The organism is Hyphomicrobium sp. (genome assembly GCF_035548195.1).
GTDB lineage: Bacteria > Pseudomonadota > Alphaproteobacteria > Rhizobiales > Hyphomicrobiaceae > Hyphomicrobium_B.
The window spans coordinates 407,713-426,185 of the sequence record NZ_DASZTY010000017.1 but is presented as its reverse complement, the minus strand read 5'-3'; the positions used below and the strand labels follow the sequence as shown (position 1 = coordinate 426,185).

Below are 18,473 nucleotides of genomic sequence, written 5' to 3'. Positions count from 1 at the left end.
AAGGTCACGCGCGGCACTGCGCATAAGCACGTCGTCTTGACGCTCGTCAGCCGCGATGGCGAAAGCCGCAGCTTTCACATCGACGCCGCCAATCAGGAAAACATTCTGCCGATCATCCGCGAAAACCTTGCGAAAGAGGCGCGCATTATCACTGATGACGCGGGCTACTATCGCAACCTCGACAAGGAGTTTTTGCACGCCTTCGTCAATCACTCGGCGGGGCAGTACGGTCGCGGCGAAATTCATTCGAACACGGTTGAAGGCTACTTTTCGATCTTCAAGCGGGGCATGAAGGGCGTCTATCAGCATTGCAGCGAAAAGCACCTGCATCGCTACTTGGCCGAGTTCGATTTCCGGTATTCAAACCGGATTGCTTGCGGCGTTGATGACAAGGCGCGCGCCCTGCGTGCCATCGCAGGCGCAAAGGGCAAGCGGTTGACATACCGACGGCCTGACGTCGGAAGCGAAAGTTCCGAGCCAGCGGCTTAAACGGTAACGCGCTAATGTCTGAGGAAAAGAAACTTCGCCTCTATGCGAGCCTGATGGAAGAGGTCAAGCTCCGGTTGGACTGCACGAGCGCGGCACTCAACGGGCGCACCGGGTTTCCCAATCCGATTGTTCGAGAGTTCTGCTACCTTCAACTTCGCATGTTGTGCGAGCTGATCGCGCTTGGCTGTCTCGTCGCACATGGCGACATTGCATCTTTGCAGTCGCACCGGACCGGTAGGGCGTACTCAGCAGAAGAAATTTTAGCGCGCCTTTCCGAGCTGCGTCCTCACTTTTATCCGATCGCGTGCAAACAAACACGGATACAGGTGGGAAGCTCTTTCGAGTTCGAACTTAATATTTTGCATCCACAGCCGCTCCCAAAAGAAGACCTTCTGTCGCTCTATGGGAAGACGCACAAGTTCTTGCATAGAGGAAACATAAAGAAACTTCTATCTTCAGCGACGTCGATCGATATGGAGATAAACCTTCCGGAAATATCAAGTTGGGGCCAAAAAATCGCAAATCATTTGGCGATACAAATGATCGCCATTTCAGAGAAGAAGGTGATGCTCTGCACGCTGCGAAATGCCGATGACAACCACAGGGTGCAGGTTGCTACCGCTAAAAAACCCGAATGACTTTAGTAGCTTTCGGCTTTTGGCCCGCGCGTTTGACCACTACTCGATCTCCCCTTTGTAAGCCCGTACTATCTTTGACCCACGACAGCTTCTGTTTCGTTATCTTCCTTTTCTTACCCATGACGCACCTCGCGGCGCGCCAGCAAATCGCCTAAACTGACGCTCTCACTGGAGGCGACATGCCCAAGCCCAAAGCCGAACCGGCAGACACGCGAACCCAACGCCAGAAGTTCATCGACAAGGCGCGTGAACTCGGAACGGACGACTCCGAACGAACGTTCGAACGAACGCTGACTGCTATCGCGTCCGCGCCAATGGCAAAGGCCAAAAAGGCCGCCCCTAAATCCAAAAAGTAAGCGGCTCATCCGTTTACCTCCGCTCGTGCAGAGGTTGAATGCCGCCTTGGGTTTGTAAAGCCGATATACCTGCCGATCAATGCGGTAATAAAATACCGTATATGCGGTATCAGGATACCTCACGAAAAAATCGCACATATTTTGGGACTTTCTGCTACTTTCGGCTCGTTTGAACTTGCATTCGGAGCGCATTCTCGGGTATCAATCGCGCTTTCCGGACCGCTCACGGATCAGGTCAGCTCGCGCTGGCGCCTGCCGGTCCAATCCGCCAAGGAGCCTCAAATCAAATGTCTACCTATGTCGCCAAGCCGGCCACGGTGGAGAAAAAGTGGGTCCTCATCGACGCCGAAGGGCTCGTTGTCGGCCGCCTCGCCGCTCTCATCGCGACGCGCCTAAAGGGCAAGCACAAAGCGATTTACACGCCGCATGTCGACTGCGGCGACAACATCGTCGTCATAAACGCCGAGAAGGTTGTCTTCACCGGCGCCAAGCGCGATGACAAAATCTACTACAAACACACCGGCTACCCGGGCGGGATCAAGGAGCGTACGCCGCGCCAGATCTTTGACGGCAAGCACCCCGAGCGTATCCTGGAGAAAGCCGTGGAACGCATGCTGGCGCGCGGACCTCTCCATCGCCAGATCATGCGTAACCTGCGCGTTTATAAAGGCAGTGAGCATCCCCACACGGCGCAGAATCCGGAAAAGCTCGATGTCGCAAAACTCAACCGCAAGAATGTGAGGGTCTGAGACCATGACGACCGAAACGAAGACCCTCGCCGATTTAGCAACCGTCAAAGGTGCAACGCCTGAGGCCGCCCCGGTTCGCACGCAGAAGCTCGACAAGCTCGGCCGCGCCTACGCCACCGGCAAGCGCAAGGATGCCGTCGCCCGCGTTTGGCTGAAACCGGGCAAAGGCATGATCACGGTCAACGAAAAGGACTTCAAGGCGTATTTCGCTCGCCCTGTTCTTCAGATGCTCTTGCAACAGCCGCTCAACATCGCCAACCGTGCGACACAATATGACATTCGTATTTCTGTCGCAGGAGGCGGCCTCTCGGGCCAGGCTGGCGCCGTCCGTCACGGCATCTCCAAGGCGCTGACCTATTACGAGCCGGAACTCCGCGGCGTGCTGAAAAAGCAAGGCTTCCTGACGCGTGACAGCCGTACCGTCGAGCGCAAGAAGTATGGCCGGGTGAAGGCGAGAAAATCATTCCAGTTCTCGAAGCGCTAAGCGCCGAGACCTTCGGAGACTGCAACAGCCCGCCACCGGCGGGCTGTTTTGTTTGCGCGTGCGGCGGTCAAAAGGGTTGCCGGACCGTCGGCGCGATGCCACATACCGGCATATTCTCGTCAATGACCCGTGGCGCTCGCAGCCGGGATTTTCGGAGAGACAGATGGATTGGCTGCTGCACGGCATCAACGAACTATTGTCGGCGCTTGCCACGGATATTGCCCATCTCTTCTCTCCCCATTGGTGGCGCCACCACACCGTGCCGCTGTTCAACATCCTGATGATCGACCTGACGCTTGCCGGCGACAACGCTATCGTCGTCGGCATGGCAGCATCTCGCGTCGAGCAATCGATGCGCACCAAGGTCATTTTCTGGGGCATCCTTGGCGCCGTCGTGTTGCGGATCATTTTCTCCAGCGTCGCCCAACAGATGCTGCAGGTGATCGGACTGACGTTGGCCGGCGGCATCCTGCTCCTGTTCGTCTGCTGGAAGATGTACAAGCAGATCGTCGAGGCGGATACGCACTCTATCCACGAGGTTGAAAAGAACTTGGCCTCGTCGATGCCGCACCCCAATGCGACGACGTTCTGGGGCGCGCTCTGGACCATTATCCTGGCCGATCTCTCGATGTCGCTCGACAACGTCCTCGCAGTGGCAGGCGCCGCAGGAGAATCGACGCTCGTGCTCGTCATCGGCCTCGCCATCGCCATCGTTTTGATGGCCGTCGCATCGAACTACATTGCCAAACTCCTTGCGCGCTACCCTTGGATCGCGTGGATCGGCCTTCTCATTATTCTCTATGTCGCGCTCGACATGATCTATCGCGACAGCCATCGGATCGCCTGTCTCAACTACGGCGTCGGTTGCTCGGAATCGATCTGGCAAGGTATCAAGCATCGGCTAGGCATTGGCGGCTGATATGACAGCGGTGACATCGCAAATGGCGAAAGACGCCACGATTTTCATCGACGGCGAAGCCGGCACAACCGGCCTCGAAATCCGCGAACGCCTCGCGGGTGCGACCGGCCTTGCCGTCAAGAGCATCGATCCCGCACACCGCAAGGACAAGGCTGCGCGCACAGAGATGATGCGCAGCGTCGACCTCGTCGTGCTCTGCCTGCCGGATGACGCCGCACGCGAAGCCGTCGCCAATGCAGACGAGCTTGGACCGAATGCGCCGAAGATCATCGATGCTTCGACCGCGCATCGCGTTGCGCCCGGCTGGGTCTACGGCTTTTCCGAAATGACGCCAACGCAAGCGGATGACATTCGTCATGCCACGCGCGTAGCCAATCCTGGCTGTTATCCGACGGGCGCGATCGCGCTGATTCGGCCCTTAGTCGACGCCGGCATTCTCCCCGCCGATTATCCTGTCACCGTCAATGCGGTCTCAGGATATTCGGGCGGTGGGCGCAGCATGATCGAGGCCTACGACGCGGGGACGGCACCATCGTTCGAGCTTTATGGCCTCGGTCTTGAGCACAAGCATGTGCCGGAACTGCAAAAGTATGCGCGATTGACGCGGCGGCCGATCTTCGTGCCGAGCGTCGCGGCATATTACAAGGGCATGCTTGTCTCAGTTCCGCTCCATCTCGATACGCTGCCAGGCAGCCCCTCACCGCAGGATATCGAGGCTGCTCTCAGGGAGCGCTATCAGGGAAGCGACCTCGTGCGCGTCGTCGCGGAACCAACGGCGCATCTCGTGCGGCTCGAAGCCGAAGCACTGAACGATACTGATAAGCTTGAACTCTTCGTCTTCGGCAAACCCGAACTGAACCAGGCCGTACTCATCGCGCGGCTCGACAACCTCGGCAAGGGCGCGGCCGGGGCCGCCGTCCAGAATATCAAGCTGATGCTCGGCCTTAGCTAGACCCCGGTCAAGCGGCGGCGGCGGCCGCGCGCCGGATTGCATGCAGGTGCACGATCGCCAACACGAAAACAATCGCGCCGCCAAGCTGATGCGCGACGCCGAGCTCCAGCGGCACATGCGCTAACAGCGTAGCAATGCCCAGTCCGACCTGCGCCAGAACCGCACCGGCAAGCGCAATTCCGGTGGTGCGCACACGCCGATCGACCGGCGAACGCAGAACGAACCACAGTTCCGTCAGCACCACGAACACGACGAAATAAGCCGTCAAACGATGATTGAACTGCGCCGCTGCATGGCTTTCGAAAAAGGTCAGAAACGCAGGCTTCGTCCAGTAGTCGCTGGGAAACCATTGGCCGTCCATCGTCGGCCACGTATTGTATATAAATCCGGCTTTAAGCCCGGCGACGAACGCGCCAAGCACCACTTGCGTGACGACCAGCGCAACGATGAAAATTCCCATGCGCCGGATCGTGGGTGTCACCATGCCCGCCGTGCGTCGAGCCGCATCCGGCCACTCGTCGAGCGCCAGCCAGACGAGCAGACCTAAAATTGCAAAGGCCGTGGTCAGATGGAGCGCTAAGCGGTACTGGCTAACGTCGACGCGATCGACAAGTCCGGACTTTACCATGTACCAGCCGATAACGCCCTGCACACCGCCGAGCGCCAGCACCCCGAGGAACTTCAGCCCGCTGCCTTTCTTGAGACGCCCGGTCAGCCAGAAAAAAACGAACGGAACAGCGAACGCGACGCCAATGAAGCGGCCGAGAAACCGGTGGCTCCACTCCCACCAATAGATCGACTTGAACGCATCGAGCGTCATGCCCTGGTTCATGATGTGATATTGTGGGATTTGCTTATACCGTTCGAACGCTGCCACCCAATCCGCATGATTGAGGGGGGGAATAGCCCCGAGCAGGGGCTGCCACTCCGTAATCGAGAGCCCGCTTTCCGTCAGTCGCGTGGCGCCCCCAACGACGACCATCGCAATGACAAGCGCCGCGACAGACCACAGCCAGATCGAGACGGCGCGATCGCCAGTGACGCCGCCCGCGGCAGCAACGTTTCGAGGATCATCTGCAGCACGAGCCATCGCCATTGCGAGCAATATCCTTCAACGAACCCATTGCCGGTGTGATACTCCGTCTCGGAATTGGAACAATGCGCCCATCCGGCGCGGTTGCCACGCGGCCTGAGACCCTGTAGCTCAACCTCTATGACTCAGCGCAAGCGCAAATTCGTGGGTACCATCGCGATGTTTGCAATGATCGCAGTTTATGCCCTGATCGCCATGGCCGTCGCCATTGTGCTGCAGGTGCACAATGCTAACAAGTTCACCGAGCTGGCGTATTATATCGTCGCCGGCTTGCTCTGGGTTTTGCCGGCCGGCATGCTTATCTCGTGGATGCAGAAGCCGGATAGCTGACGGTACCCTTTACGCCCCCGCGAGCACCTTGCCTCATCTTCCGGAGCGCGCCCTTCAAACCATCGCGCAACGCGAATGGCAGGCCTGAGAGCAGCACTTTGACGTAACGTGCGTCCTGATAATCGCCATTGAGCGACAGACGCGGCAACGCCGTCAGAGAACCCGCATGCGAAAGCCGAAGCAGGCCTTTTCGTGTCGTCACTGCCGTTTCCAAGCCAAGCTCACGCGCAATAGCGAACTCGCGCTCCCCGGCACTCCCCTCATCGCCATAGGGATAGCTAAAGTGCCGGACAGGCCGGCCGAGCTCTTGTGCGATACGTGCGACACTGTCGGCGATCTCTCGCCGCGCGTCTTCGTCAGAAAGTTTGGCAAGCGCAAAATGGTTTGTCGTATGCGCCGCGATAGTCACGAGCGGATCTTTGGCCAGCGTCCGGATTTCATCCCAGTTCATCACAAGATCTCGGCACAGTGCGCCGACATCAAACCCAGCCTTCGCCGCGAGGCCACGAACGACGGTGCGAGCGCTGTCCTCGGGCATCTTGCGAAGCCACCAGTAAATCGCGTGAAACGCGGAAGCTTTCTCCGCGTCTGTTGCGAGGGGGTAGACCTGCGCCGCGCCGTCGCGTTCGATCTCGACGCGCGGCAACCTCCGCAGCGCCTCTTCAAGCGCCAGCCACCAAAGTTCACCGTGCCCATCTGCATAAGCAGTGGGTACATAAATAGTGAATGGCGCCGCATGCCGTTTGAAAACCGGATACGCGAAATCCCGGTTATCCTTGTAGCCGTCGTCTAGCGTAAAGACAGCGAACGGCTTCCGAGACGTGCCTCCGAGACGGCTTCTGACCTCATCCAGCGGGACGACATCGTATCCTGCCGCGCGCACCTGTCGGATAACGTCGTCGAGAAAATCCGGCGATACCTTCAAAATTCCGTTCGGTTCGAACGCGCGCGGCGCACCAGGAACGACCTGATGCAACATGAAAATGACCCCATTGCCCCCGGTGAACGGCGCAGCAAGCCGATCGGCTCCACTATAGTGGAGGGTCGATAGGGCAACCTTTAGAAGCTTGGTTGTGCGGCGAGACATCGGTGAACTTCGTCATCTATTTCTGTTTCGGTACGCGCGGCCGTCACGCCCCCTGCACCAATTCAAAATTTCGCCGCTGCGTAACGCGCGCGATACGGGGATGAATGGCCTCAGTTTGCGAAGGCGTGCGTTCGAGGCGAACGACATCGATATCCGCGACTTCGAAATCGAGGAACGTCCCTGCGGGGATCTCGCGCTTGGCCCCATTTCCTCGCGCCTCCGCAACGACGACGCCGGTATCGAAACGGCCTTCGATCATCTCGAAAAGTTTCCGCGCCTCGTCATGAGTCCCGGCAACGACGATATGATCGTAAGCTTCGTCGAGTGCATCGAGCGCGAGATTGAGCCTTTCGCGGTCGATCGCATCCGCGGTGAAGCCCAGGGCTTTACCGCTGGCGATCGCGTGCGCAGAGCTTCCCGGAATGCGCTGAATGATTTCTCCGAAGGTAGCCTCCGCCCGCAGCAGCTCATTCCACCCGACATTCGGATCGAGGCCGATGGCTTTCGCGATGCCGCGCCCTTCTGAGTTCCAGTCAATAAGAATGACTTGCGCGCCCTTCTGGGTCAGCCTCTCTACGAGGTCCATTGCCTCCTGTTTTGGATCGACGGCGTCGGCCTCACCCGCGAGCAGCGTCCGGTGACCACTATCTGCATGGCGGGAGTTGACCAGCCGGCCAGCCAATGCTTCGACGTCGGTTAGTTCCGCTGCTGATGCAGGCGCCGCTACGGGCGCTGCCAGCGGCGGCGCCGTTTCGGCATCATCGGACATTTCGCGGAGCAAGGGCTCACTTTGCGGCAGCAGAGAGGGTTCCCACCGCTTCCCTACCGGCGCCGATATCGCAGATTTTGCGTGAGGCACGTCACTCGCCGAGCTGCGCCGAGCCTCACGGAAGAGCGCAGTCGTAACGATTGCCGCAGTGCCGAACATCAACGATGCGAGCGTGATCAAAGCAGAAAGTGCACCCTTCCTCGGAAATACCGGGACGCTTTCGGGTTGTGCCTTGGCAATAATCTGCGCCGCGACTGGCTGCGCGCGCGCATCGAGCCGTTTACGGTTCGATTCAAGTTGCGCCTGGATGTTCTCAAGCTCCGTCCGCTTGGCTTTCGCCGTCGCTTCCAACTGACGTAGCTGCGCTTCTTCCGGCGCATTCGTCACGACGCGCGCTTTGATGTCCGCGAGACTCTGCTCGATGCTCTCCTCGCGGCCTTTGGCAACACTCGCTTCCTTCTCCAGGCTATCGACGATTTTGGAGATCTCGCCGTTAATCTGAACCTTGAGACCGGCGAGATCGGCGCGCAGTTGCCTCATGCGAGGATGCCCCGGCAGTAACGTCGCGGAAAGCTCCGAGATCTGCCGCTCGATGCGCACGCGCTGCTGCACCAGATTCTGAATGAGCGGCGATTTCTGCACATCGGCTAGCTGATCGGCCGACCCGAGCTTGACCATCTCGCGCGCCGACTTGGCCCGAACCTCAGCTTCCCCGCGTGCCGCTTTCGCTTTCGTCAGCTCGGCCGTCAATTCCGACATTTGCTGCGCATTGAGGCCGATGTTCTGCGTACCACCGGAGAAACCATCGATCTTGCCGCGGTAACGATCGACCTCCGTCTCTGCGGCCGCAACTTCCGCGGAAAGCTTCTTGACCTTCGCTTCAAGGACGCTCTGAACGTCATCGACTTCGGACACGCCTTGCTCCGCGAGCGATGCGCGATAATTTTCAGCAAGAGCGTTTGCAATCTTCGCCGCAAGCGCCGGGTCGTTCGACGTCATGCGTACACCGATGAAGCGGCTCTCTTTTGCCGCATAGACTTCGAGGCGATTTCGAAACGCGTCGAGCACACGATCGCGCGTGGTCTCGCCTTTTCTCGGGCCGCCGATACCAAAATACCGGAGCACGGCGTCGAGCTTATCGACTGGACCCAGCGCGGAGTTGAATTCCGGCCGCTCCGCCAACTTCAGATCGTTAGCGATCTTCTCCATCAGCTCCGGAGATTGCATCGCGCGGACGTGCGTGTTGATCGCTTCCTTATCCATGCGCGTCGTTACAAGATCGGGACCCGCAGCGGAATTGCGATCGGCAAAAGTCCCCGCCACCCCCTTCGCGACGATGGCAAGTTCGGCTTCGCTTTGATAGCGTGGAGCGACGAACGAAAGGATTGCGTAAGTCATGCTGCCGAGCACTAAGCTCGCAGGGATCAGCCATCGCATGTTTCTCTTCAATGAATGAAACACCGACCCCAGATCGATGTCATCAGGCGAAGCGTGACCGCGAGACCGCATAACTTTACTCGATGGAAGGTTCTAAAGACCTTGAGAGTAATCGGTCGTCGCGGTTAGCAAGTCCTTAAGCGTTTCAAAAAAAAGCGCGCTCTCAGAGTTTATTAACTCCGGCTGACTAACCTCGCGAACGTTGTATTCGTAGCGGGGCAAATTTTTCAAATGTCGGTACGTTCCCTCGTGTTCGCTGCGTCAGCGGTGACGTTGCTGCTCGGCGGCTGCGCTTCTGGCCCAGGACTGATTTCCGACCTCAATGCCGGGCTTCCGGGCGCAACAGCCGAAACCTCCCCGCCGGTCCGCGCGGCGGTAGCCGACAATCGGCCCGTCCCGATAATGACCGCTTCGACGGCCCCGGGCGCATGGGGCCCGCCCATTGTAACGCCGGCAGTTATCCAATCCGAAACGGTCGCAGATCCGGACGGTCCCTATCGGCTGGATACCGGCGATCGCCTACGCGTATTCGTATACGGTCAACCAAGTCTTTCACGCCTTTACATCGTCGACCACGAAGGCAGGATCGCGGTCCCGCTCATCGGCAACGTCAGAGCGCGAGGCAGGACGACGAACCAGTTGCAAGCCGCGATCCGTGCGCGTCTTGGAACGCAATTCGTCAAAGACCCGCAGGTGACCGTCGACATCCAGCAAAACCGGCCCTTTTTCATTCTCGGCGAAGTCAGAAACGCCGGCCAGTTCCCTTACGTCTCGGGCATGACGGTTGAGACGGCCGTCGCGATTGCAGGCGGCTACACCGAGCGCGCCAGCCAACGGTCGTTCCGTATCACCCGCAGGACCGATGGGTTGATCCGGGAACTCGAAGTGCCGGGCGATGCCCTCGTCAGGCCGGGCGATACCGTTTACGTCTTTGAGAGATATTTCTGAGAAGCATCAGACCTTTCCGCGTTCCCGGGCAGGTCAGCATGCGTATCCTCCACTGTCTCCGCGCGCCGGTCGGCGGTCTTTTCCGCCACGTCCTCGATGTGGTGGAGGAGCAGGCAAACCGCGGCCATGACGTTGGCATTCTCGCCGACAGCAACGCCGAAGACACGCTAACAGCCACCAAGTTTGCGGCGATCTCATCGAAGCTCTCACTCGGAATCGCACGGATCCCAATGCCCCGCCAGCCGGGCATTGGAGACATTACCGCTGTCCGTGCTGTCTGGTCCCATGCCCGAAAGCTCGACCTCGATGTGTTGCACGGTCATGGAGCCAAGGGCGGGGCTTACGCACGTCTCGCGGCCCGAAGCCTTTCGATACGCGGACGCACCGTCAAATCATTTTACACACCGCACGGCGGCAGCCTGAACCTGAAACCGGGCTCGATCGAGCAACGCGTCCTAATGATGATCGAACGCGCCCTCGAGTCGATGACGACCGGATTGATTTTCGAAAGCGCGCATGCCGCACGGGTCTACCGCGAGCGCATTAGCGCTAAGGGTGCACCGCAACGCGTCATTTCCAACGGCCTCAAGCCTGCCGATTTCGCGTCGGTCGAGCCACATCCCGACGCAAGCGATGTTCTGTTTGTGGGCGAACTTCGCGATCTCAAAGGCATCGACGTCCTGCTCCTTGCGCTCGCCGAAATGAAGGATCGAGGCGTTACCGCAACGATTGTCGGGTCAGGCCCCGACGAAACCCGGTTCAAGGCCATGTCATCAGCTCTGGGACTGGACGAACGCGTGCGCTTTACGGGTGCGCTGCCGATCCGCGAAGCGTTCGCGCTCGGCCGCATCATGGTCGTCCCCTCCCGCGCCGAGAGCTTCCCTTACGTCGTTCTGGAGGCAGCAGCAGCCAGCTTGCCCCTCATCGCAACGAATGTCGGCGGCATTCCGGAAATCGTTGCGGAAACGGACACGCCGCTGATCGAAGCGGGAAGCGTGTCGGCTATCGTTGCATCACTAACATTTGGATTGGACAATCCTGAAACCCTCCGCGCACGCGCCGAGACGCTGAGACAAAAGGTAGGACAAAAGTTCACAGTAACAGCGATGACGGACGCGATTTTGAGCTTTTACGGCGTATTATCGGAACGGCCCGGCCTGCTGACCCAGCCCACCGCAAAGTTGCAAAGCCATCGCGGTTAACCGGCATGGCATGCGATCTGCTTTTCCAGCGTCACGTTCATCGAAACGGGACGCGCATTGGAAATGTCACTCACCCTCGAATTCAATTCGTCAGCTACGGATCTCTTTGCACCTGCCAAATCGGCGACCCAGGCGCTTCAAACAAAAACAGCGAAACTGGCCGATACCGCGCGCACCGCACATCTTCGGACGCTCTCACCTGTCGTGGTTCGCGGCAGCATTCGCTGTGTCGAATTTCTCCTCGTGACGATCCTTGGATTGGCGATCGCGCACCTCTACGTTTCAGAACAGGGCGTTCTCCAGAACACCGTATATCTTTTTGCGACAGCCTTGGTCGGCGCCGCCGCAGTCGTCAGTTTCGGGCTGCTCGATCTCTACAGCCTTCGTGCGCTCTCAACTTCCATCAAAAGCTTGCCGGCCATCATGCTCGGTTGGACGGTCGCATTCGCGGTTCTCGTGGCAGGCATCTTCTTCCTCAAGATCGGATCGGAAGTGTCCCGCGTCTGGCTGGCGACATGGTTCGTCTCCGGTGCGCTTTTCGTGATGACGGAACGGCTGATCACGGGCTGGTTCGTCCGCAAAGCGGCAAGTACAGGCCGCCTTTATCAGCGTGTCGCAATCTACGGCGCCGGCCCGTTGACGGAATCCCTTCTTCAGGAGCTGGAAGCCGACGGCAACGCCATCGTGCGCGTCGCAGGCATCTTCGACGACCGCAACGATGGCCGCGCACCTGGCGAGATTGCCGGCTATCAGCGCCTCGGCAATCTGAGCGACCTCATCACCATGAGCCGCAGAAACCAGATCGACCTCGTCGTCGTATCGCTGCCGCTAGCAGCCGAAGGCCGGCTATCGAACGTCGTCGGACGTTTGTCGGTACTTCCCGCCGATGTCAAAATGCCCGCGCGCGCCAGCGGCTTGAGGTTTTCTCCGCGAACCTATTCGCACCTTGGTTCGATCGCAATGATCGACCTTCACGACAAGCCGATCGCCGACTGGGACTATGTCTCGAAGTGGCTCTTCGACAAGATCGTCGGCACTCTGTTGCTTGCCGTCGTAACACCGTTGATGCTCCTCATCGCGCTCGCCATAAAACTCGAAAGCCGCGGGCCGGTTTTCTTCCGCCAGAAGCGCTATGGCTTCAACAACGAGCTGATTGAGGTCTTCAAGTTTCGTTCTATGTACGTAGACCAATGCGACGCGACCGCATCAAAGCTCGTCACGAAGGACGATCCGCGCGTAACCCGTGTCGGGCGCTTCATCCGCAAGACGAGTCTCGACGAGCTTCCGCAGCTGTTCAACGTCATAAAGGGCAATCTTTCGCTCATCGGACCGCGCCCTCACGCCGTGCAGGCAAAGGCCGCCGGACACCTCTACGACGAGGTAGTGGACGGTTATTTTGCCCGCCACAAGGTCAAGCCCGGCATCACGGGCTGGGCCCAGATCAACGGCTGGCGCGGCGAGACCGATACGGAAGAAAAAATCACCAAACGCATCGAGCACGATCTCCATTACATCGAAAACTGGAGCGTGTTCCTTGACCTCTACATTCTTCTGAAAACGCCGTTCGCCCTGCTCAACACGAAGAGCGCGTACTGATTGCGCGCGCCTTCACGGCACTTACAATCAAAGAGCCTCCCGCGATGCCGCCGGCCTTAGCCTTGCCACAGACGCTTGCCCGCTTTGATCTCGACAGAGATGCGCGAAAAAGCATTGCGCATCGGCTGTCACTGGCGCTCGTCTGGCTAACCGTTGCGTCGAGCTCGATCGTTTTCAGCGAACCGGCACCTGTTGACGCGCTGACCATCGGACTGATGATCCTGCTTCCCGTGGTTGGCCTGGTGGATGCGAAGCCTATGCTCTGGGGTGCATTCGCCGTCATTCTCACAATGACAGCATGTGGAGAGCTGAGCGCTGCGCTCGCCCGCGAAACGGGAATAGCCGTCTCGCATATGACCGTCTCGCTCTATCTTGTTGCTGCATCGTTCCTTTTCGCAACGTTCATCGCCAAAAATCCTGAAAAGCATACGCGTTTGATCCTCAACGCGTACCTTTTCGCTGGAATTGTTGCGGCTTTGTGCGGCATCGCCGGCTACTTAAGCCTCTTTCCCGGCGCATTCGATCATTTCACCCGTTACGGGCGAGCTTCCGGGCCGTTCAAAGATCCGAACGTCTACGGACCGTTTCTCGTCGCACCGCTCCTGACGGTGTTGCATCTTTGGTTGGTAAGACCGCTGCGCAGCGGAATTCTCCCCCTTATCGCGGCAATGATATTGGCCGTCGGCATTCTGTTCAGCTTCTCGCGCGGAGCCTGGGCCGCGACAGCAATCGGCTTTGCGATTTACGGCTATGTCTACACCATCACAGCAAAAACCAACCGCCAGCGCGTAAAGCTTGCCGCGTTAGTGTTGTTAGGCGTCGCCGTCCTTGGATTGATCCTCGCTGCAGCGCTACAGTCGTCTGCCATCTCGGACCTGCTTGAGCAGCGCGCCGCGCTGACCCAATCCTATGACGTCGGCCCTGACGGCCGTTTCGGCGGACAGATGAAAGCCGTCGGCCTGATCCTCGAAAATCCACTCGGCATCGGCTCCGAAATTTTTACCCGCTTCTACCATCACGAAGAAGTTCATAACGTCTACCTGAGTATGTTCCTCAATGCCGGCTGGGTCGGTGGCCTCCTCTATTTGATGACGTGCCTCGGAACGTTGCTGCTTGGCTTCAGGCACGCCCTGAAGAAGACCGCGACATCGCCGTTTTTTCTAATCGTTTTCGCGGCTCTCGCGGGCAACATCTGTGAAGGCGTTCTGATCGATAGCGATCATTGGCGTCATTTCTATCTTCTGTTGGCGCTGGTCTGGGGAATGATGGCGGCAGAGCAGCGCCAAAGCCGCCCCGCACGTTCCCTCCGCAATCTTCGCCCGATTTCGCGAGAGAGCCTGCTTTTCATTCCGGCCTCGCGGCGCGTCGCTCGACTGGTCCGCCCTCCGCACCGCACGTAAGCTGAAGCGTGACGGCAAAATAGTAGGAAAAATTCCCGGATGGCGCTCGCCCCGCTGTCGGACTATTCCACTGGCACGAATGCCCCGTTCGGAAAAAGCCTGCGCTCCCGTGGGAAATTTCCAAGCCCGGAATTGGGAATGATCTTAACGTGGAGATACGCGAACCGTCAGCAGGGAACGTGCCTTGCACGTACGATCTAGATAGGATTGGCCGCTAAGCGGATTAATGATGAGAGAAGGCCGCGCCTGGCAATGACGCAAAATCGCTGCGCGATGATCGACAAGCTCCACCACGCGAACACGCTTAAGATTCGACAAATAGGCCTGGAAATATGGTGTCATTGGGTGAATTGCTCTCTGCTCTCGGCCATTGCCATGCACGTTCGTTGCCATGTCCGCGCAATCGCTAGCTGCGGTCTTGACGCGCCTCGGGCACTGCGCCAGAAGGTTACAATGTTACAAAATACGGCGGAGCTCGTGAAGCAATGCCCTTGAGACGCCACCTGCTCGCTCTGGTGGCCCTGGTCTTGGGCGTATGCCTCCTGGCAGGCGGCGCGCTGACATACTGGACCGGGCTGCGCAAGATCGAACTCGAAATGTCGTCAGCGATCGAGGTTGGCAGCAGCACGGTCAGCGACGCACTGTCGTCGATAGCGGCTGGCGGTGACTCGCGCGCGCAGATGCAGCAGCTTCATCGCATTGTGGGATCGTTTGACGGTGACCGTCACGTCCTCGCCCGCCTGGTCGCACCGGACGGCAGCGTGCGGGACGTTTCCCGCATCAGGAAGCCGGTCGATCCGCCGCCTGCATGGCTCTATTGGCTTCTTGCCGGAAAAATCCACACGAGGGAATTTAATCTCCCGGAGCAATTCAAAAACCTCGGCAAGATCGAACTGCGCGCAGATCCTCACAACGAAATCGGTGAGGTTTGGGAAGACCTGAAGCTGAAGTTCATCATCATCTCGAGTTTCTGCGGCATCGTCCTGGCGTTGATCTATGCCAGCCTCGGCCGGGCACTTAAACCGCTTGAGGATCTTTCCGCCGCCCTCAATCGCGTAGGCGAAGGCGATTATACCGCTCACGTCGCAGAGGAAGGCCCCGAAGACCTGAACCTGATTTACAGAGCGTTCAACCGCATGGCCGAACGGCTCCGCGCCGCCGAGCAGCAGAACCAACGTCTCAACGAACAGCTCTCGACCGTCCAGGAAGAAGAACGCTCTGAAATCGCCCGCGACCTACACGATGAAATCGGCCCGTTCCTGTTCGCTGCCGATGTCGACGCCCAATCGATCCCGATCCTCGTGATGCGCGGCGCGAATGAAGGGGTCACGAGCCGTGCGAAAGCAATCCGCCAATCGGTCCAGCACATGCAGGTACATTTGCGAGGCATTTTAAGCCGCTTGAGACCAGCAATGCTGATTGACCAGGGATTGACGCACGCCGTCGAACACCTCGTCGCCTTCTGGCGTACGCGCCAGCCGTCGATCGCCTTCCACACCGATATAGACGACATGCGCTTTCCTGCACATATCGAAGAAACCGCTTTCCGGATATTGCAGGAAGGTACGAGTAACGCCGTCCGGCACGGCAAGCCTTCAACTATTCATCTCACGGTGCGCCTCACAGACGCGGCCATCTTGCGCGTCGTCGTCTCGGATGACGGCAGCGGCATCGATGCGACGGCGAAGCGCGGCTTCGGTCTTTCCGGCATGAAGGAGCGCGTTGCCGCGCTCGACGGCGAACTTCGCGTCGCCCGCCCGGACAAAAACAAGGGCGTACTTTTGATTGCCGAAATTCCAATTCCCGCCGAAACGCGCGGAAAGAAATTAACGAGAGCCACGAGCGCAGCATGAAAATACTTATCGTTGATGATCACGGCGTCGTTCGCGAGGGTCTGCAAAGACTTTTCGTGGCCCATTTCGAGGCCGAAGCATTTGAGGCCGCCAATATCGAGGACGGACTTGCCGTCTACGCGCGCGAACGGCCCGACATCGTTGTGCTTGATCTCAACCTCGAAGGCGCCGGCGGTCTTGAGCTATTGCGCCGCGTCCTTGCCGCCGATCAGGCCGCCCGCGTCATCATCTTCAGCATGCATCACGAGCCGATCTATGCCGTGCGCGCACTAAGGGGCGGAGCAAAGGGGTACGTCAGCAAAAGCGCGCCTGTCGAAGAATTGCTCTCTGCAATCCGTAAGGTTCGAGCCGGCGAACAATACATAGATCGCGACCTGGCCTCGCGCATCGCCGTCAGCCAGATTTCGACCGATGATCCCCTCCAGTCCCTGTCAATCCGTGAGGTCGAGATTCTTCGCATGCTTGGCCAGGGCAAAAGCATGACGGCGATCTCCGAAAGTCTCGGCATCGCGTATAAAACCGTCGCCAACATTTGCACGCAGATGAAAGTGAAACTCGGCGTCGACCGCACCGCAGACCTTATTCGACTGGCGATAGAGACGCTGAAAACCTGATTTCAGAACGTCGCACGTACTTCGCAGGCTAGACGGCGGCATAAAAATGACGAGGGAGTAAGCCCCCTCGTCCGAACGTGACTCATGCGCCGAAACGCTTATTTCTTGTCGTCATCATCGTCGTCGGCCTTCGTGCCCGCCATCTTCTTGATGTTATCGAGACCGGCTTTGAAAATCCCGTCTATGGCGTCGTGGGCTTCCTTGTTCGTCTTGCCGTTTGCGTCGAACGTTGCCGACCATGCGAAGTTGATCTCGTCCTCGTCGTCATCATCGGGCGTCAGCGCGAATTGAGCCTGATAGTTCTTGACCGGAAGCGGGCTCTCGACAATTTCATACCGGTAGAAGTTCGGCTTTACGTCGAGAAGCTTTTCCTTGATCGTGCCGCCGCCCTTCAGCGTCAGAATTCGGACTTTCGCGCCGCCTTCGGTGCTCTCTTCACACTTTTCGACCGCGGGATGCCAATCTTTGATGGCGCACCACCCGCCGAACTGCTTCCAGAGCCTCGCCTGCTCTTCGCCCATTTTTTTCGGATCGACCTTGAGTTCGAGCCTTTTGCCGACGGCAATGCTGGCTGCATTGGCCGCCGTGCCGACGGCAATCGAAGCCGCGAGCGCACAAGCCCCGGCGACTGCGATGCTCTGTACAAACCTCATCGTTCCACTCCCATTGTTCTCCTGGCCAGCAAGCCTCTTACGAGAAAACGCAGGCTGACGCCTTCACAAGCATGTTACTGTATTACGATGGGAGCATCGGGAAAAGGCTCTGGACGCCTCAATCGCCGGGATCAAATTCCCGCGTACCATTCATAACCCCGATCCTCCCAGAATCCTCCGTTGCCGCCGGCGATGTTCGCAAGCGACGAAACCGCCTCAATACCCATCACGTACTTCGCCTGTTTGTAGCCGAGCTGTCGCTCGACACGGAGGCGGATGGGGGCCCCATGCGGGATCGTTAAAGCGGCATCGTTCATATCGTAGGCTAGGATCGTCTGCGGATGGAAGGCATCGATCAGATCGATGCTCTCATAATACTTTGAGCCAGCCTCCAGTTCGTCCGCACAATGAAAAACGAGATAGCGAGCCTCCGGCTTCAATCCGACGCTTTGCAGCAGGGGTCCGAGCTGAGCACCCTTCCATTTTCCGATAGCACTCCAGCCTTCGACGCAATCGTGCCGCGTGATCTGCGTGCGAGACGGAAGACGGCGCAACTCATCGAGACTTAATGTTGTAGGCCGTGTGACAAGACCGTCGATCTTCAATCGCCAATTCGAAAAGCCGCTTTTCGCTTGCGTTTCATACGACGGATCATCGACGTTGGTCGAACCGTTCGCCTTGAAATGCGCCGAAAGATCACTCTCGCTGAATTCCCGCGCCATTGATTTCTGTGACAGCACGAAGCGTTGCACGCGTTGCGTTACGCCCTCTGCCTTACTGAGGATATCGCGGAAGGTCGGCGACTGCGAAAGCTGATCGCATCCGCCGAGCAGGAGCGAACCGCTGACGGCGGAAAGGCTCGTGAGAAAGCCGCGGCGGCTCAGCTTCGGTTTCAAATCCATTT

Annotated in this window: 19 protein-coding genes; 13 read left to right on the top strand and 6 right to left on the bottom strand. The window is 58.5% G+C overall.

Annotated features, from left to right (window positions below; translation table 11 throughout):
* A partial coding sequence (locus VHB22_RS06510; protein WP_325456139.1) for an IS1595 family transposase occupies nucleotides 1–489 on the top strand: 489 nt, incomplete at its 5' end.
* Nucleotides 490–503: 14 nt separating this feature from the next.
* On the top strand, nucleotides 504–1,127 hold the full coding sequence (locus VHB22_RS06505; protein WP_325456138.1) for a hypothetical protein: 624 nt from the start codon (nucleotides 504–506) through the stop codon (nucleotides 1,125–1,127).
* A 113-nt stretch (nucleotides 1,128–1,240) separates the two neighbouring features.
* On the opposite strand, the gene VHB22_RS06500 is transcribed toward VHB22_RS06505, so the two are convergent.
* Nucleotides 1,241–1,492, bottom strand: coding sequence for a hypothetical protein (locus tag VHB22_RS06500; RefSeq protein ID WP_325456137.1), 252 nt, complete (start codon nucleotides 1,490–1,492; stop codon nucleotides 1,241–1,243).
* A 278-nt stretch (nucleotides 1,493–1,770) separates the two neighbouring features.
* Here VHB22_RS06500 and rplM point away from each other — a divergent pair, with 278 nt between their 5' ends.
* The 4 genes from rplM to argC all read left to right on the top strand — a co-directional run bounded on the left by rplM (nucleotide 1,771) and on the right by argC (nucleotide 4,587).
* Nucleotides 1,771–2,232: a 50S ribosomal protein L13 gene (gene rplM, locus VHB22_RS06495; protein ID WP_325456136.1), complete on the top strand. Its 462-nt coding sequence runs from the start codon at nucleotides 1,771–1,773 to the stop codon at nucleotides 2,230–2,232.
* A 4-nt stretch (nucleotides 2,233–2,236) separates the two neighbouring features.
* Entirely contained in the window at nucleotides 2,237–2,716 is a 480-nt protein-coding gene (gene rpsI / locus VHB22_RS06490) for a 30S ribosomal protein S9 (RefSeq protein WP_325456135.1), read from the top strand.
* Nucleotides 2,717–2,879: 163 nt separating this feature from the next.
* The gene (locus VHB22_RS06485) at nucleotides 2,880–3,635 is read left to right on the top strand and encodes a TerC family protein (protein ID WP_325456134.1); all 756 of its coding nucleotides are present in this window, start codon (nucleotides 2,880–2,882) and stop codon (nucleotides 3,633–3,635) included.
* A 1-nt stretch (nucleotide 3,636) separates the two neighbouring features.
* The gene (gene argC, locus VHB22_RS06480; protein ID WP_325456133.1) at nucleotides 3,637–4,587 is read left to right on the top strand and encodes an N-acetyl-gamma-glutamyl-phosphate reductase; all 951 of its coding nucleotides are present in this window, start codon (nucleotides 3,637–3,639) and stop codon (nucleotides 4,585–4,587) included.
* A 7-nt stretch (nucleotides 4,588–4,594) separates the two neighbouring features.
* Here argC and VHB22_RS06475 read toward each other — a convergent pair whose 3' ends face one another.
* Complete coding sequence (locus VHB22_RS06475) at nucleotides 4,595–5,683, bottom strand: COX15/CtaA family protein (protein WP_325456132.1); 1,089 nt, start codon at nucleotides 5,681–5,683, stop codon at nucleotides 4,595–4,597.
* Nucleotides 5,684–5,800: 117 nt separating this feature from the next.
* Between VHB22_RS06475 and VHB22_RS06470 the strand changes: the two genes are divergently transcribed.
* A complete protein-coding gene (locus VHB22_RS06470; protein ID WP_325456131.1) occupies nucleotides 5,801–6,010 on the top strand; it encodes a DUF2842 domain-containing protein in 210 nt (69 codons plus the stop codon).
* Here VHB22_RS06470 and VHB22_RS06465 read toward each other — a convergent pair.
* Both VHB22_RS06465 and VHB22_RS06460 read right to left on the bottom strand, forming a co-directional pair.
* Nucleotides 5,979–7,097 carry a polysaccharide deacetylase family protein gene (locus tag VHB22_RS06465; RefSeq protein ID WP_325456130.1) on the bottom strand — a complete coding sequence of 373 codons (1,119 nt, stop codon included), beginning with the start codon at nucleotides 7,095–7,097 and terminating at the stop codon, nucleotides 5,979–5,981. The genes VHB22_RS06470 and VHB22_RS06465 overlap by 32 nt on opposite strands.
* 43 nt (nucleotides 7,098–7,140) lie before the next feature.
* A complete protein-coding gene (locus tag VHB22_RS06460) occupies nucleotides 7,141–9,303 on the bottom strand; it encodes a GumC family protein (protein ID WP_414652711.1) in 2,163 nt (720 codons plus the stop codon).
* Between the two features lie 231 nt (nucleotides 9,304–9,534).
* Between VHB22_RS06460 and VHB22_RS06455 the strand changes: the two genes are divergently transcribed.
* From VHB22_RS06455 to VHB22_RS06430, 6 genes are all read left to right on the top strand, one after another.
* Nucleotides 9,535–10,251, top strand: coding sequence for a polysaccharide biosynthesis/export family protein (locus VHB22_RS06455; RefSeq protein ID WP_325456128.1), 717 nt, complete (start codon nucleotides 9,535–9,537; stop codon nucleotides 10,249–10,251).
* A gap of 38 nt (nucleotides 10,252–10,289) precedes the next feature.
* Nucleotides 10,290–11,453 carry a glycosyltransferase family 4 protein gene (locus VHB22_RS06450; RefSeq protein WP_325456127.1) on the top strand — a complete coding sequence of 388 codons (1,164 nt, stop codon included), beginning with the start codon at nucleotides 10,290–10,292 and terminating at the stop codon, nucleotides 11,451–11,453.
* A 63-nt stretch (nucleotides 11,454–11,516) separates the two neighbouring features.
* Nucleotides 11,517–13,049 carry an undecaprenyl-phosphate glucose phosphotransferase gene (locus tag VHB22_RS06445; RefSeq protein WP_325456126.1) on the top strand — a complete coding sequence of 511 codons (1,533 nt, stop codon included), beginning with the start codon at nucleotides 11,517–11,519 and terminating at the stop codon, nucleotides 13,047–13,049.
* A 44-nt stretch (nucleotides 13,050–13,093) separates the two neighbouring features.
* A complete protein-coding gene (locus VHB22_RS06440) occupies nucleotides 13,094–14,449 on the top strand; it encodes an O-antigen ligase family protein (protein WP_325456125.1) in 1,356 nt (451 codons plus the stop codon).
* 485 nt (nucleotides 14,450–14,934) lie between these two features.
* Entirely contained in the window at nucleotides 14,935–16,302 is a 1,368-nt protein-coding gene (locus VHB22_RS06435) for a HAMP domain-containing sensor histidine kinase (RefSeq protein ID WP_325456124.1), read from the top strand.
* Complete coding sequence (locus tag VHB22_RS06430) at nucleotides 16,299–16,916, top strand: response regulator transcription factor (protein WP_325456123.1); 618 nt, start codon at nucleotides 16,299–16,301, stop codon at nucleotides 16,914–16,916. Before VHB22_RS06435 ends, VHB22_RS06430 begins: the two co-directional genes overlap by 4 nt.
* A 98-nt stretch (nucleotides 16,917–17,014) precedes the next feature.
* Here the strand turns inward: VHB22_RS06430 and VHB22_RS06425 are convergent, their stop codons facing one another.
* Nucleotides 17,015–17,569, bottom strand: a complete 555-nt coding sequence (locus tag VHB22_RS06425; protein ID WP_325456122.1) for an SRPBCC family protein — start codon at nucleotides 17,567–17,569, stop codon at nucleotides 17,015–17,017.
* 131 nt (nucleotides 17,570–17,700) lie between these two features.
* Nucleotides 17,701–18,471 (bottom strand): molybdopterin-binding protein, encoded by a 771-nt coding sequence (locus VHB22_RS06420; RefSeq protein ID WP_414652710.1) that lies wholly within the window; start codon nucleotides 18,469–18,471, stop codon nucleotides 17,701–17,703.
* Between the last annotated feature and the right edge of the window lie 2 nt (nucleotides 18,472–18,473).

Coding starts and splice junctions, on each gene's coding strand:
- rplM (WP_325456136.1), top strand. CDS start 1,771: ATGTCTACCTATGTCGCCAAGCCGGCCACGGTGGAGAAAAAGTGGGTC.
- VHB22_RS06450 (WP_325456127.1), top strand. CDS start 10,290: ATGCGTATCCTCCACTGTCTCCGCGCGCCGGTCGGCGGTCTTTTCCGC.
- VHB22_RS06460 (WP_414652711.1), bottom strand. CDS start 9,303: ATGCGATGGCTGATCCCTGCGAGCTTAGTGCTCGGCAGCATGACTTAC.
- VHB22_RS06485 (WP_325456134.1), top strand. CDS start 2,880: ATGGATTGGCTGCTGCACGGCATCAACGAACTATTGTCGGCGCTTGCC.
- VHB22_RS06465 (WP_325456130.1), bottom strand. CDS start 7,097: ATGTCTCGCCGCACAACCAAGCTTCTAAAGGTTGCCCTATCGACCCTC.
- VHB22_RS06435 (WP_325456124.1), top strand. CDS start 14,935: ATGCCCTTGAGACGCCACCTGCTCGCTCTGGTGGCCCTGGTCTTGGGC.
- rpsI (WP_325456135.1), top strand. CDS start 2,237: ATGACGACCGAAACGAAGACCCTCGCCGATTTAGCAACCGTCAAAGGT.
- VHB22_RS06445 (WP_325456126.1), top strand. CDS start 11,517: ATGTCACTCACCCTCGAATTCAATTCGTCAGCTACGGATCTCTTTGCA.
- VHB22_RS06420 (WP_414652710.1), bottom strand. CDS start 18,471: ATGGATTTGAAACCGAAGCTGAGCCGCCGCGGCTTTCTCACGAGCCTT.
- VHB22_RS06455 (WP_325456128.1), top strand. CDS start 9,535: ATGTCGGTACGTTCCCTCGTGTTCGCTGCGTCAGCGGTGACGTTGCTG.
- VHB22_RS06440 (WP_325456125.1), top strand. CDS start 13,094: ATGCCGCCGGCCTTAGCCTTGCCACAGACGCTTGCCCGCTTTGATCTC.
- VHB22_RS06425 (WP_325456122.1), bottom strand. CDS start 17,569: ATGAGGTTTGTACAGAGCATCGCAGTCGCCGGGGCTTGTGCGCTCGCG.
- VHB22_RS06470 (WP_325456131.1), top strand. CDS start 5,801: ATGACTCAGCGCAAGCGCAAATTCGTGGGTACCATCGCGATGTTTGCA.
- VHB22_RS06500 (WP_325456137.1), bottom strand. CDS start 1,492: ATGAGCCGCTTACTTTTTGGATTTAGGGGCGGCCTTTTTGGCCTTTGC.
- argC (WP_325456133.1), top strand. CDS start 3,637: ATGACAGCGGTGACATCGCAAATGGCGAAAGACGCCACGATTTTCATC.
- VHB22_RS06505 (WP_325456138.1), top strand. CDS start 504: ATGTCTGAGGAAAAGAAACTTCGCCTCTATGCGAGCCTGATGGAAGAG.
- VHB22_RS06430 (WP_325456123.1), top strand. CDS start 16,299: ATGAAAATACTTATCGTTGATGATCACGGCGTCGTTCGCGAGGGTCTG.
- VHB22_RS06475 (WP_325456132.1), bottom strand. CDS start 5,683: ATGGCGATGGCTCGTGCTGCAGATGATCCTCGAAACGTTGCTGCCGCG.